The 14,958-nt window shown below is 67.3% G+C and carries 6 protein-coding genes; all 6 read right to left on the bottom strand.

The annotated features are described in order from the left end of the window. Window positions 1–67: 67 nt before the first annotated feature. The 6 genes from ACGHN1_RS05880 to ACGHN1_RS05855 all read right to left on the bottom strand — a co-directional run bounded on the left by ACGHN1_RS05880 (window position 68) and on the right by ACGHN1_RS05855 (window position 14,922). On the bottom strand, window positions 68–1,723 hold the full coding sequence (locus ACGHN1_RS05880; RefSeq protein WP_390549219.1) for an acetolactate synthase large subunit: 1,656 nt from the start codon (window positions 1,721–1,723) through the stop codon (window positions 68–70). 103 nt (window positions 1,724–1,826) lie between these two features. Then, entirely contained in the window at window positions 1,827–2,765 is a 939-nt protein-coding gene (locus ACGHN1_RS05875; protein WP_390549217.1) for a D-2-hydroxyacid dehydrogenase, read from the bottom strand. Next, entirely contained in the window at window positions 2,762–4,213 is a 1,452-nt protein-coding gene (gene cysS, locus ACGHN1_RS05870; RefSeq protein ID WP_390549215.1) for a cysteine--tRNA ligase, read from the bottom strand. Before cysS ends, ACGHN1_RS05875 begins: the two co-directional genes overlap by 4 nt. A 49-nt stretch (window positions 4,214–4,262) precedes the next feature. After that, complete coding sequence (locus ACGHN1_RS05865) at window positions 4,263–10,040, bottom strand: beta strand repeat-containing protein (protein ID WP_390549213.1); 5,778 nt, start codon at window positions 10,038–10,040, stop codon at window positions 4,263–4,265. Between the two features lie 24 nt (window positions 10,041–10,064). Then, window positions 10,065–11,840: a ShlB/FhaC/HecB family hemolysin secretion/activation protein gene (locus ACGHN1_RS05860; protein WP_390549211.1), complete on the bottom strand. Its 1,776-nt coding sequence runs from the start codon at window positions 11,838–11,840 to the stop codon at window positions 10,065–10,067. A 1-nt stretch (window position 11,841) separates the two neighbouring features. Then, complete coding sequence (locus ACGHN1_RS05855; RefSeq protein ID WP_390549209.1) at window positions 11,842–14,922, bottom strand: CHAT domain-containing protein; 3,081 nt, start codon at window positions 14,920–14,922, stop codon at window positions 11,842–11,844. Between the last annotated feature and the right edge of the window lie 36 nt (window positions 14,923–14,958).

Raw genomic sequence — 14,958 nt, 5'->3', positions numbered from 1 at the left:
ATCGTCGGTCCCGCGGCAGGATGTCGGCTGCACCCCGGCGTTGCGCCGGGGCGACCCTTATCCAAGCCTACAGTTTCTTCGAAAGTTCCTTGATATCCTTGTTGAGGATCTGGTCGTTCTCCGAATAGTCGACCGGGCAATCGATCAGGTGCACCCCGCCCTCGTCCTGGCACTGCTTGAGCAGCGTCCTGAGATGTTCGGAGGATTCGACCCGGTGCCCCTTCGCGCCGAAGCTCTCGGCGAACTTGATGAAGTCGGGATTGCCGTAGGTCAGACCGAAATCCGCAAAGCCCATGTTCGCCTGCTTCCAGCGGATCATGCCGTAGGCGCTGTCGTTGAGGATCAGCACGGTCAGGTCGAGGCCGAGCCGGACCGCGGTCTCCATCTCCTGGTCGTTCATCATGAAGCCGCCATCGCCGCAGATCGCCATCACCTTGCGGTCGGGGTAGAGCATGGCACTCATCATCGCGCTCGGCAGGCCCGCGCCCATGGTCGCGAGCGCGTTGTCGAGCAGCACGGTGTTGGGCAGGTAGGCGGTGTAGCCGCGCGCGAACCAGATCTTGTAGACCCCGTTGTCGAGGCAGATGATGCCATCTTCGGGCATGGCGTCGCGGATCTGCTGGACCAGGTGCGGGGGGAAGATCGGGAAGCGGTCGTCCTTGGCCAGGCTCTGCGTGTGCTCAAGTTCGGCCTGGTGATAGCGCTTCAGATCGCTGCCGGACCAGTGGCCCTGCTTCACGATGTCTTCCTTGATCTGCCAGACGGCATTGGCGATGTCGCCGATCACCTCGATCTGCGGGAAATAGACCGGATCGACCTCCGCCGTGCGGTTGGAGACGTGGATCACGGTGACGCCTTCCTGCTTCATGAAGAAGGGCGGCTTTTCGATCACGTCGTGGCCGACGTTGACGATGCAGTCAGCCTCCTCGATCGCGCGGTGGCAGAAATCGCCCGCGCTGAGCGCCGCGCAGCCGAGGAACAGCGGGTGCCGCTCGTCGATCACGCCCTTGCCCATCTGGGTGGTGACGAAGGGTATGCCGGTCTTCTCGATGAACTGGTTGAGCATCCGCCCGGTCATCTTGCGGTTGGCGCCGGCGCCGATGACCAGGATCGGTTTCCTCGCCTTCTCGATCGCGCTGACCGCCTGGCGCACGGCCTTGGGCTCGGCGGAGGGGCGGCGCGCGACGCTGGCGGGGATCGGCTTGCCGCTGCACGGCTCCTCGGCGATGTCCTCGGGCAGTTCGAGGTGGACCGCGCCGGGCTTCTCCTCCTCCGCAAGGCGATAGGCCTCGCGCACGCGGCTGGGGATGTTGTCCCCGGCGGCGAGCTGGTGCGCATACTTCGTGATCGGCCCCATCATCGAGACCACGTCGAGTATCTGGAAGCGCCCCTGCTTCGATTTCTTGATCGGCTTCTGCCCGGTGATCATCATCATCGGCATGCCGCCCAATTGCGCGTAGGCGGCGGCGGTGACGAAGTTGGTCGCGCCCGGGCCCAGGGTGGCGATGCAGACGCCGGTCTTGCCGGTGTGGCGGCCATAGGTCGCGGCCATGAAGCCCGCGCCCTGCTCGTGCCGCGTCAGGATCAGCCTGATCTGCTTGGAACGGCTGAGGCTGTCGAGAAAATCGAGGTTCTCTTCCCCCGGCACGCCGAAGATGTACTCGCAGCCTTCGGCCTCGAGACACTCGACGAATAGATCCGATGCTTTCTTCGTGTCCGCCATCGCGAAAATCCCCCTGAAGCACCGCCGGCAGCGGCGCATGATCCCCGATTCGCGACCCGGTTTTCCGGTTGTGCGCGGGAACTATCAGAGGCTCGGGACGGAGTCAGTAGCCGAGTTCGAGATCGAACCGCGGTGCGACGGCTTCGCCTCGGCGCCAGCGATCGAGATTCTCGATGAAGCGGTCGGCGCTGCGCTGGAACATCCTGGTCTGCGCCCGACCGGAGAGGTGCATCGTCACCTGGGCGTTGTCGAGCGCCCACAGCGGGTGATCCTCGGGCAGGGGCTCGGGCGTGGTCACGTCGAGCAGCGCCGCCTCGATGCTCTTCGCCTCCAGCGCCTCGATCAGCGCGGGCTGGTCGACCACCGCGCCGCGGGCGATATTGACCAGCACCGCGCTGGATTTCATCGCCGCGAGCTCCGCCGCGCCGATCATCCCGTCGGTCTCCGGCGTGGCCGGAACCGCGAGCACCACCCAGTCGAATTCGGCCAGTCGCCCGCGCCATTCGTCCGGACCCAGCGACCCGTCTCCGCCCGAGCGCCGCACCGGCACGACCTCCATGTCGAAGGCCTCGAGCCGGGTCTTGATGAGCGAGCCGATCGCGCCGAGCCCGAGCAGCAGCACCCGCTCCCCGGCCAGTTCGCGCTTACCGGGGCTGTCGAGCAACCATTCGTGCCGCTCCATCGCCCGCACGACCTCGCGATAGCCCTTGGCATGGGCGAGCATCAGCATGACGACATATTCGGCGATGGTGATGGCGTTGATCCCGACACCGTTGGTGACGACGACCCCGCGTTCCCTCAGCAGGTCGAGCGGCAGGAAATCGAGCCCCGCATAGATCGAATTGAGCCATTGGAGCCCGGTCGCGGCGCGGGCGATCTCGACCATCGGCTCCGGCTGGTAGAGGTCGAACCAGCCGATTTCGGCCTCCGCAGCCTGAGCCAAAGCCTCGTCCGCGGACGCGAACCACAGGGGCTCGACCCAGTCGGGCAGCCGCGGCTCGACCAGCGGACGGATCATGGCGGAAAGCAGGGCCTTGGTCATTGCAGTGTCCACTCCCATCCCAGCGGATCGCCGTCCATCACCTCGACCCCGCGCGCCGCGAGACTTGCGCGGATCGCGTCCGAGGTGGCGAAATCCTTGGCCAGGCGCGCCTCCTTGCGGCGGAGAAGTTCGGCCTCGATCTCCTCCTCGGCGATCTGCGTGTCCCTGGGGCGGATGCGAAGATCGCTCCGCTCCAGCGCGAACAGGTCGAGACCGAGCACACGATCCATGTCCTCGATCACCGCCCGTTTGGCGCCGTCCTCCACCTTCTTGGCCGAGAGGGCATCTTCGAGAGCGACGAGCGCCTGGGGGGTGTTGAGATCGTCGGACATCGCCGCGTCGAATCGCGACACGATATCGGCGAGCTTGGCCTCCGGTGCCGCGCCCGTCGGCGGGTCGCGCAGCTTTGCGACCATCATGACGATCCGCTTCAACCGCGTCAGCGCTGCGCCCAGCCCTTCCCAGGAGAACTCGAGCTCACTGCGGTAATGCGCTTGGAGGCACATCATGCGGTAGGCGAGCGGATGGTAGCCCCTGTCGACGAGGAGCTGGAGACGGAGGAACTCGCCCGACGACTTGCTCATCTTGCCGCTGCGCTCGACGAGAAAATTGTTGTGCATCCACAGCTTCGCGCCCGAATGTGATGCGTCGTCGAGGGAACCGCAGCCGCAGAAGGCCTGGTTCTGGGCGATTTCGTTGGGGTGATGGATCTCGCGGTGGTCGATCCCGCCCGTATGGATGTCGAAGGGGAAGCCGAGCAGCTTCTCGCCCATCACCGAGCATTCGAGATGCCAGCCCGGCGCGCCGCGGCCCCAGGGCGAATCCCATTCCATCTGGCGCGTTTCGCCGGCGGGAGTCCTGCGCCAGATCGCGAAATCCTGAGGGTTGCGCTTGCCCTCGACCGTATCGATCCGGCCCTCCCCATCTTCGGTAATCGCACGCGCCAGTCGGCCGTAATCCGCGACCGTCGACACGTCGAAATAGAGCCCGCTGTCCAGTTCGTAGCAATGCTCGTCCGCAATGCTCCTGGCGAAGGCGATCATCGGCTCGATGTAGTCGGTCGCGACGGACCATTCGGCCGGTTCGCGGATGTTCAGCGCCTTGACGTCAGCCTTGAACGCTTCGGTGTAATGGCGGGCGATATCCCAGATCGATCGGTCAGATTTCGCCGCGGCCTTTTCCAGCTTGTCTTCTCCGGCGTCGGCATCGTCGGTCAGGTGGCCGACATCGGTGATGTTGATCACATGCCGCAGCGCGTAGCCCTTCCAGGCGAGCGTGCGCCCCAGCACATCGGCGAAGACATAGGCGCGCATGTTGCCGATGTGGGGGTAGTTGTAGACCGTGGGCCCGCAGGTGTAGACGCGCGCTTCCCCGGCATGGACCGGCGCGAAGGTCTCGAGGCGGCGGGTCAGCGAATTGAACAGGGTCAGCGGCAGCTGGTCAGGCATGCGCCGTCTCAACGCATGACCGACCGGCCGGGTCAAGCCTCTTGCGCGCTCACTCTTCCGGCGGTTGCCAGAGGTCTTCGTTGCCGGCGCCGGTCACCGGATCGTCGATCAGCGGCTCGCCCGCGGGATCGTCGATGGCGGTGATGTCGATCAGCATCTCGCCGCTCGGAGCATCGGCTCCGCGCAGCGCTTCCTCGGCTTCCGATTCCTCCTCCTCGACCTCTTCCTCGATCACGTCCTGCTCGGGCGGGATCGCTTCGCGTGCCTGATCGATCAGCGACACCGGCGGCGGCGGCGGCGGCGGAGGCGGTGGCGGCGGCGGCGGCGGCGGAGGCGGCGGCGGTGGCGGCGGCGGAGGCGGAGGCGGAGGCGGAGGCGGCGGCGGCGGCGGCGGTGGCGGCGGCGGCGGCGGTGGCGGCGGCGGAGGCGGAGGCGGAGGCGGCGGCGGCGGTGGCGGCGGCGGCGGTGGCGGCGGCGGCGGCGGCGGCGGAGGCGGCGGCGGTGGCGGCGGCGGAGGCGGAGGCGGAGGCGGAGGCGGCGGCGGCGGCGGTGGCGGCGGCGGCGGCGGCGGCGGTGGCGGCGGCGGAGGCGGAGGCGGAGGCGGCGGCGGCGGCGGCGGCGGCGGTGGCGGCGGCGGCGGCGGCGGCGGCGGTGGCGGAGGCGGCGGCGGCGGTGGCGGTGGCGGCGGCGGCGGCGGCGGCGGCGGTGGCGGCGGCGGCGTTACCGAGGTGCAGTTCTCGAAGTCGGTGAATTCGCATCCATTGACGGTCGAACCGACGGCGAACGCGGTCTCGTATTCGCCGGAAGCGGCGGCATCCCGACCCGTCTGGCCATCGACCGTGCCGTTGATCACGACGAGAGTGGTACCCTGCCCGGATCCGGCGACCGTCAGGCTGCCGGTGGTGAAACCGCGGCGATCGTCCGGTTCGTCTCCGGTGCCTGTGTTCTGGATCAGGATCCGGTCGGTCGCCTCGAGCCTTAGCGAGCCTGCCTGGACCACGCCTTCCTCGCGGTTGATTTCGGCGATGGAAAGCCGATCGTTCGCGACGAAGCCTTCGCCGATGTCGGACAGCGCCGAGTTCGAGGCCGCGAGGATTTCGCGGCCGCTGAGCGAGATCGCGCCCGTGGGCAGGCCGTCGCTGTCCGCGATGCGCAGATTGCCGGCCTCGTAGTCGATGGAAAGGGTATCGCCGGCAAGAATCTCCAGAGCCGTGGTACCGGAGGCTCGGTCGAGGAGAAGCTGGCCCTGAACGGCAACGGTGCCGCCAAAGAGGCTCAAGCCCCCTTCGGTACCGATCTGAATGCCCGCGGTGACCGTGGCGTCGCGAACGAACATCGTGCCGCCTTCCCCGGCGAAAAGCGTCAGCGTGCCGGAAGAGAAAATCCGGGTGGTCTCGTCGGCATCGAGCTCGAAGGTTTCTTCGGCGCTGCCCGATCCGCCGAAGACGAAATCGCCATTCGAACCGATCGTGACGGCCGAGGTGCCTTCGACGGAGCCCACCGCACCGCCGGCACCGATGACGAGATCGCCTCCGAAGATCGAGATTGTTCCGGCGTCGGCAGTCCCGTTGACCTCGACGGTAACGCCAGCATCGAGGGTGAGGTCGGTCGCGATGGCGTTGCCCAGCACGATGGTGCCCGCAAGGACGCTGGCGGAACCGCCGGCCTCGATTTCGGTCAGGTTGGCGAGCGAAGATACGGTCACATCGATGTCGCCTCCGGCAAGGATCGACGTCTGGTCGGAAGAGATCACGCTATCCGGCAAGTTGAAGCTGCCGATGACGATATCGTCATTGGCCCGGATCGCCGTAGTGGAGCCGGTGAGCGCGGCGGACCCGATATCGATCGACCGGACCCCGTTGCCCCCGGTGAACTGGCCGATTGCGACATCGCCGATGGCGGTCAGGCTGCCGATGCAGATATCGCCCAGCAGGCAATCGTTGACGAGCACGCCGAAATCGTCGCCCTGGTCCTCGTCCGGCGCGGGGCCATCGACGATATCGGCCGTGAAATTGCCCGCCAGTATGGTGCCGCCCGTGCCATCGATCGCGTCGGCGAGCAGCGTCAGCCGCGCTCCGCTGGTGTCGATCGTCCCGGCGACGACCAGCGAACCGGGGAAGGGAAATTCGTTGAGCGGAAAAATGTTCGCCCCGGCTTCGAACAGTGTGTCGCCCGAGGTGGATAGGGCGGGGTCCAGTGCCGAGGTGACGGTCGCGCCGGAGCGAACGAAGATGTCGTTCTGCGCCCGCACCCGGACCGCATTGTCCGCCGTGACCGACGCATTGTCGGCGAAGATCACATTGCCGCCCGCGGTCGCGATCACGTTGCCCGCCGAGGTGACGGTGCCGTCGATCGTCGCATCGAACAGGCCGCTGTAGTAGAACTCGCCGAACGGCACGTCGGTGTAGCCGGCGCGGATTTCCAGGCCGCTGGTCGCGAAGGATTCGCCGTCGTCGCTCACCGGTCCACGGATCGTCGCGTCGGTGAGCGTCACCGCTTGCGCGGCCGAGAGGAGCACGTCGGTCGTCCCGCGAACGTCGGCGATGGCAAGGCTGCCCCCGTCCGAACGGATTTCGACCGCATCGGCGGAATCGATGATGGAGCCCGACCCGGCGACGACATCGCCCTGCGCGGCGATCTGAAGGAACCCGTCCGAGGCGAGCGTGGCGAACCCCGACGTGTTGTTCTCGTGGGTCAGGGTCAGCGATCGCCCGGTCGCGATGGAGGTCGGTCCTCCGACCGATAGACCGCTGTCACCCGAGAAGCTGAGCGAAACCGCCCCGCCCGTTTCGACGACCAAGCCGTTGGTGGCGGTAATCGTGCCCCTGGTGCCCTGGATGACTACCGTCGGAAATGCGTCTTGAACCCCCTCCGCGAAAATACCGAGCTGGGCGAAGGACACTTCGGCATCCGGATGGAAGGAATTGTCGAACAGGGCTATCCGGCCCGCCTGGGCGGGAGTGGGCGCGCCGATCGCGGAAAAGCCGCCGGCGCTGACGACGGTGTATCCGAGCTCGAGGAAACTGGGCAGTTCGTCGGTCCCCGCCGCGCCGAGATCGACGATGCCGCCGCTTCCCACGCCACCGGCGGCGAATTCCGTCGTCTCGTTGCCATCGATCCCGAACTGGCCGGGCTGGCCGCCATAGCCGTCCGCGCTGATCGAGACGTCGCGGTCCTCGACATTGCCGTCGAGCGAGCTGAAGAGCGTTCCGTGGTCGGCAACGAGCGCGATGACTCCGCCGGAGCCGTCGCCGCCGATGCCGCCGGCACCGGGCGCCGACAGACCCTGGCTGTCGGTATCGCCGCCGCGCCCGCCGTCGCCGCCGGTCCCTTCGGAACGGATCGTCCCGCTAAGATCGATCCGCGCACCGTCGGCCGCTGTGAGGTCGATGGTGCCGCCGGCTGCCGCGCCGCCTGCCCCGCCCGCGCCGCCCTGCACGGTCTTGAGCGCGTCCGCCGACCCGTCACCCCCGGCGCCGCCGAAACCCGACACGTCCAGCGCAGGCCCTTCGCCGACGAAGGAGATGCTGTTGCCCTCGCCGGAAAGAACGAGCGTCAGCTCGCCCCCTTGAGCATTGCCGCCCTGGCCGCCGCTCTGCCCCATCTCCCCGTCGGCGCTGCCGCCATTGCCGCCGTAGGCGACGGCGGAGATGTTCAGCCCGATCGGATTGGCAAAGGTCGCCGCGCTGTCGAAGCCGATCGTGCCGCCCGCGGCACTGCCGCCGGCTCCGGGATCGCTTCCTTCGCTGGAAGAGCCGCCGTTGCCGGCGAACGCGGAAGCGTCGAGGATAATCCCGTCGACGTCGAGTTCGGTCCCCGAGCCGAGGTTCAGGGCAAGCGAACCGCCCTGTGCGTCGCCACCCTTGCCCCCCGCCTGCGCGAAACCGCCGGCAGCGGAGACATCGAGTTCGAGGAAGCCCGGCGCGATGTCCGTATCGTCGAGCGACATGAATACCGTTCCCCCGAGCGCATCGAAGGTCCGGCCCGACCCCTCGAAGAGTTCGCCCTGCGCCGTGGCGGAGGCGTCGACGACGAAGCTGCCGGTGGTGACGGTTCCGCCCGTCGAGATGAAGTTGATCGTGCCGCCCTGGGCATCGCCGCCTTCGGGCGGGCCACAGGGGCCCTCGCAGGAATTGGACTCGATATACGGCTTCGCCGATGCGTCGAGGAGGATGTTCCCACCGACCGCAAGCGTGCTGTCCGTTCCGCTCATGGTGAAGTCGATCGTACCGCCGCTTGCGGAATTGACCGGGTCGATGTCGATCGCGAGCGGGGCGAGAGCGAAGGAACCGAAGAAGGACTGATCGTTGGAGAAACCGTCGGCCGCCGCCGCGAAAACCAGCAGCGAGAGATCGCCATCGACGCTCAGCTGACCGCCGCCCGAAACGTCGGCGAAAATGCTCCCCCCCCTCCTGACGGAACTGAAGGGGCGACCGGCCGACAGATCGATCATCAGATTCCCGCCGATCGAAACCGTACCGGCCGGCAGGCTGGTCTCGCTGTTTCCGCGCGCGATAAGAGACGCCGTTTCGGTACCGGTCTCGTCGAAGCGCTTGCCGATGGCGACCGAACCGGCGATCGCGATGGCCCCGCCGGGTTCCGCGCCGAAGCTGGTCGTCTCCGCGGAAATGTTCAGATCGTAGGCACCGAAACCGTCGGAACCCATCGTGATGGTCTCACCCCCGTCGGCGACGAAATCGACGGTGTCGGCGTCCATTATGGTTCGCGACGTCAGCGATACCGATCCGACGTCGATCCTGTCACCGGTCAGCCTTATCGACCCGTTTTCCGCGATCGCTCCCGTGGCGGCCGGCGCGAAACCAGCCGAACCCGACAGCAGGATCTGGAGCCCCTCGCCCTCGGCACGAAATTCGATGAGGTGGAATTGCGACGATTCCGGGTCGAGGCTGTGGGGGGACGCGGGGCCGGTGGTCGTGCCGGTGTGCACCAGCCGGTTCCCCGATGCCGCGCCATTGAAGGCGAATGCCTCGGCATAAGACTCGCCGATATAGGCCACCCCCGTTTCGCCGAGCGTATAGGCGACGTTGCCGTTCACGCTGACCGATCCGCGTTGCTCGATCGTCGGGGCGAATATCACCAGGCTGCTGCCGGGCTGGGTAAGCGAGATCGACGAATCTTCGCCGACGATCACCGAGGAAAACGGATCGGCGACGCCCGTGAAATCCACGGAAAGAAATCCGCTCGAACCATTGATCGAGGTTACGTCGCTGGTGGTCAGAAGCAGGCTGCCGACCTCGAACGCCGCACCGCTGCCCAGCAGGATCCCGCCGGGGCTGTAGAACCAGATGTTGCCCCCGGTCGGTCCGCCATCGGACAGGAAGCTGGAGACCCGCCCGGAGAAGGCGATGCCCCGGTACTGCCCGCCGCTGCTTTGTGCGGGAACGATGCGGTTGAGAGCGGTGAAATTGCTTCCGGTTCCGTTGAACCGCAGCTCGGTCCCCTCCGGCAGGAAATTGACGTAGGAGGGTGCGGCATCGATGTCGTCGGTGTCGTAGGTGGTCCAGTTGATGATCGCCGCGTCCTGGCTGATCTCGACCACGTCCAGCGTCGGCGAACGGCTGACGAAGCGCGCGGGAGGAGGAAGGCCGGAGCCGCTGGGCGAAGGCGAGGGAAAGACGAATTCGCCCTGGGCCGATACGCTTTCGTCGATCCGCGGGCCGATCGCCTGGGCGATCGCCGGACTGAGGCCGCCGCCATCGGACACCGCCAGCATCATCGCCAGCGCGGTCGTCGATCCGTAGATCATCAGACCCCGCCGGAAGGCCCTGCGCTCCGTCGATCCTTCGCGATCCTGCATCCCGTTCATGGTACCCGTTCCTCGACCCATCGCTCAGCTTCCCAGCCGCACGGCCAGATTGACCAGCAGACGCGCATCGCCGCGCCTCGTCTGGAGCGGTGCGCGTTCGAGCGGCACCGCACCCAGTATTTCCACGAAGACCCGGTTCGCGTAGTTGACGCGCACGCCCCCGCCGGCCGAATTCAGCGTGAAGGGGTCGGTCGGATCGCCCTTGATCCAGGTCGCGATCGTGTCGAAGAAGGCGAAGGGCTGGAACGCGAAACCGTCGCGTTGCGGCGGCAGCAGCGAACCGTTGGCGATTTCCGCCTGTCCGCCGAAGCCGCTGTCGCCGATCACCGAACCGGGATCGTAGCCCCTGCCGACGGTGTAATTGCCGCCCGAGAACTGCTCGTAGGGCAGGACCGCGTCGGGCGAATACTGGAAGCGCGGCCGCAGCGAAAACTTCCAGTCCTGCATCGGGCGGAAATCGACCGCGCCCTCGCCCCGCAGCACGAAGGCCGTCGGATCGGCGACGAACCGGGAGATCGGCACCGCCCCGGGCACGAGGCAGGCGGCGAAAGCGGGGCCGCAGTCATCGCTCGCGCCGAAGATGTCGAGCCCCTGACGCAATTCGATCCGGCCCCGGCTGTACCATCGCGGCTTCGCGATGTTGTAGCCGCCCCGGCCCTGGATGCTGGCAAGATCGGTCTCTTCGAATTCGAGCGCGACGAAACCGACCCGAAGGTCGTCCTCCGCCAGGGCCAGACCGGAAAAGTCGACATCCTGATTGATGTAATCGAGCCCGGCGCGGACACGAATCGTCTGCGCCTGCTTGCGCACGAGCGGATAGGACGCCTGCGCGGTGGCGATCAGGGTCCGCGCCTCGAACACGTCGGGGCCGGGAACGTCCGGCTGGGTCCAGGCATGGGTGGCGGAGATGCCGGCCCGCAGTCCGTCGCTGCCGATGGCGAATTCGTGGCGTCCCGACAGGACGTATTGCTCCGAGAGATCGGCGGTGGCGAAGGCGCTTATCTCGGTGAGGTCGCCGAGCCCGGTCAACCCGTTGAACTGCGCGCGCAATTGCCCGCCGATGCGGCCGACCGTTCTGGTGCCGAGGTTCTGCACGGCGAGATCGGCTTCGAAGGGCGTGTGGATCACGTCGACGACGCCGACGAGATCGCCCGGTCCGGCCCCGGCTGAGAGATCGCGCGTGAGCGAAAGGCGCACATCGAGACCGGGAATGTCGCGCGCCAGCAGCAGATAGCGTTCGGCTTCGCCGGTGACGAACACCTCGCGGCCGCGAAGATTGCCGAAATAGCGCTCTATCAATTGTCCCGATGGGCCGGTCTCGCCGCGGACGACCAGACCGGTCAGCCGGGCGACGACGACATCGAAGCGAACCACGCCGCCTTCGATCGTCTGGACCGGGACCTGGACGCTGGCGACATAGCCCGCCTCGCGCAGCAGCGCCGCCGCGCGATCGCGAATGTCGCAGACCGTGGCGATCGGAATTTCGCGCCCGACATAGGGGCGCCAGGCAGGATCGAGCAGTCCCGGCTCGATGTTCTCGGCTCCGGCGAACCGGGATTCGGCAAGGGTCAGCGCGATATCGGCGAACTGGTCGCCGGCCAGCGGACAGGGCGCGCGTTGAAAGGCACCGTCGAGGTCGAGCGGGCTCTGGCTCTCGCGCAATTGCCGGTTGAGCTCCTCGCGCAGCACCTCCTCGCGGGTTGGAACACCGGGCGTGGTGGTCTGTGCGGACAGGGCCAGCGGAGCCACGAGCGCGGCGAGCGAGACAGCTCCGGCGAAAAGGTGTCGAAAACCGATCATGCTATTCCGCCGCCGTGGTGGTCGTTTGCGCGACCGGTGCCGAACGCTGCGCCAGGAGCGGCCGCGCCGCGTCGCCGATCAAGGCGAAACCCGACCAGTAATAGGGATGCGAGGTGGTAGGATCGTCCATCAGGGCCTTCTGGGATTGCTTGAGCGCGGCACCGATCGGCGCGTCGCGCCCGGCCCGGAACATCTCGCTCATCAGGCGCTCGGTGGCGCGGTAATCGTCGGGTGCGGGCCAGTGGCTTGCCAGGACCGCCCGGCCGCCGGCGCCGATGAAGGACCGCACCAACCCGTCGAGCGCCGTGCCGCCGCCGCTGGTGAGCCCCGCCGCGCGTGTCGCCTCCACCGATGCGGAGCCGGCAGTGTCGCAAGCCGACAGAATCACCACGTCGGCATCGATCCCGAGGTCGAACACCTCGTCGAAGGTCAGCAGCCCGTCCGATCCCTCGGCTCCGAACGAGGTCAGCAGCGCCGGCTTGATCGCACATTCCGGACGCGGCGGCGTGACGAGGCCGTGCGTTGCGAAGTGGAGAATACGGTATTGGTCGAGATCGGGCTTCGATCTCAGGGCGGTGTCGGTGAATTGCGCCCCGGTCAGCAGTTCCGAACCGGAATCGCCGATGATCGCGCGCGCCGTTACCAGTTCGGCCTCGTCGATCGGCCGGTTCCATTCCACCGCCGTCCAGCCGCAGGAGTCGCTGCCGCTTGCGAGCACCGCGCGCACCGTCTCCGGAGGGTCCTCGCCGACCGGCAGGTTGCGCCCCATGCCGAGATATTCGCGGCTGGCGTTCGAGGACCGGACCTGGCGCGCGTCGATGAAGGCCTGGGCCGATGTCGCGGTGCTGATCATCCGGTCGCGGCCGAGCCAGGTCATGCCGGTGAAATCATAGGGGTCGGCGTCCGGCCTTTCGAGTCGCCGCTCGTGTGTAACGACCGCATTCGCATCGGTGACGAGAAGATCGACGGGCAGCCGCAACATGGCCCCGTCGGGTTCGAAGACCAGATGGCGAACGGTGCCGAGCCTGTCGTCGACGGGCCCCAACAGCGCCGTGTAGAGTCGCTGCGAACTTTCGAGGTCGAAGGGATAGGTCACGTTCTGACCGCCCTCCTGGATCGAGATCGAAGCCCGGATCAGATCGACCAGCACATCGAGGTCGACATCGCTCAACCCGGTGTCGTATGCGGTGGCGAAGCCGCGGTCGGCGTAGAACGCCAGCACCCGATCGCCGACCAGCGCCAAACGAACGTAGGCCTCGCCTTCGCCCAGCAATTGCTGGAATTGCGGCAGAGTGACCGCGCGCTGCGAAACGGCACGATATTGCGCGTAGTCGGCCAGCTGGGCTTGGGTCCGAACCTGCGCCGCTTCGAGCTCGGCAATGCGCTGCTCCAACCCCGCCATTTCCGCATCGGCCCCGGCATTCTCGCGATTGCGTTGCAGCGCGAGGTTGCGGACGCGCAATTGCTCGATCTCGCGCGTCAGATCGACCGACTGGCGGAACAGGCGCGATGCCTCGTCGGAGCCACCCGAAAGCTCGCGGGCCAAAACGGCCTGGGTCTCGGCCACGCCCGGCCGAACCAGCAGCTGGGCGGCATCGAAGAACGCCGGGGCGGCTGCGGGATCGCTGTCCATCCGCTCGATCAGATCGCGGAAATAGGGAGCCATCTGGTTCTCGAACCCGGTCGCCGCAGCGCCCGAGCCGGTCGCGCGCGCCACCAGTTCCGCATAGAGCCTGCGCCCCTCGTCCCCGCCGCCGTTGCGCAGCAGGAAGTTCGCCAGCCCGGCCTTGGCGCTCGCGACCGCGACGCGCTCGGGATATTGCGCCTCGACCAGTTCGAGCCCGTGGCGCAGATAGGTTTCGGCCTGTTCGGGATCGCCCTGCGCCTCTGCGACAAGGCCCAGCCCACCCAGGATCTGCGCGCGCATCCGGGCGAGGGTGGTGACCCGGCCATCGCGCACCGACTGCGCCTCGTTCAGCGCATCGAGGAATTCGATCCGCGCCGCATCGTAATCCCCCAGCAGTCGCAGAGCGGTGCCGCGCAACTGCCGCGCCTGGGCGTCGATGATCGCCACCCGCTCGCGCGGGGTCAGCGCGGTATCGCTACTGATTCCGGTGACCCCGCTGCGGCGGTCCGCGTTGAGCCGCGCGGCGATGGGGATCGTGATCTCGAGCCTGTCGCCCGACACCGTCAATCCGGCGAACCCCGCCGTCAGCGGCTGATCGAGCCGGGCGATGGCCTCTGCCGGACGGCCGCGGTTGAGCTGGTGCATGGCCTCGAAATTGCGCTGGAGACGCTCGCCGATAGGATCGCCCGATGTCGATTGCCGCGCCTGTGCAAAGAGCCGCTCGGCCTCCGGAAACTCGCCGAGATTGCTCTTCTGCAAGGCCCGATTGACGAGGAACTCGACCGGATCGATCGAGCTGTCGCCTTCGCGTTCGAGGCGGTTCTGAAGGGTTTCGAAATAGGCCGCGGCCTCGGCATAATCGCCGCCCAGATTGCGTCGGTACCCCTCGGTCAGCGCCTGATCGGGCTCGAGCGTTTCGGCCTGGATTCGGCTGAAGGCGACCGGATCGGCGACCGAGGTGGTGGCGGCATCGATCCGCCCTTCGGCGATGCGGTTTTCGATCACCGATCGCAGCGCGAGCAGCGTTGCGCTGTCATAGGCCGAAAAGCCGTCGGCGACATAGGTGGTATCGCCACGTCTCAGGACGATCGTGGACCAGTCGAGCGATCCGTCGGCGATGGTGCAGACCTGAAAATCCGCCCCGGGCACATTTGCGGCGGTGGCGACGCGCCGAGCCTCGCAATCCACGGCTTCGCGGCGGAAAGGCGCGATATGGCCCACCGGATCGGCAAGCTCTCCGCGAAAGGCGTAGACACTGGCCACGGGAAGCGCCGAGTCGCGGCACACCACCGACCACGCCCGGTCGAAGCTGGTTCGGGCCGCGGGGTTGCCGACCGTGCGGTCCTGCACCTGGCACAAAACCCCTCCGCCCGAACCGATCGGAAAAGAATCGCGCAAAAGCACGGGCCTACCCTGTGCCGAGGCAGGCTGCGGGATGACGATAATGGCGGACACCAACAGTGCCGCTTTCAAGAATGCGCGTTCCACAGC

Source organism: Qipengyuania sp. MTN3-11, assembly GCF_042851825.1.
Taxonomy (GTDB): domain Bacteria; phylum Pseudomonadota; class Alphaproteobacteria; order Sphingomonadales; family Sphingomonadaceae; genus Qipengyuania.
Note: the sequence above shows the minus strand (reverse complement) of the source record. Positions and strands in the feature narration are given on the sequence as shown.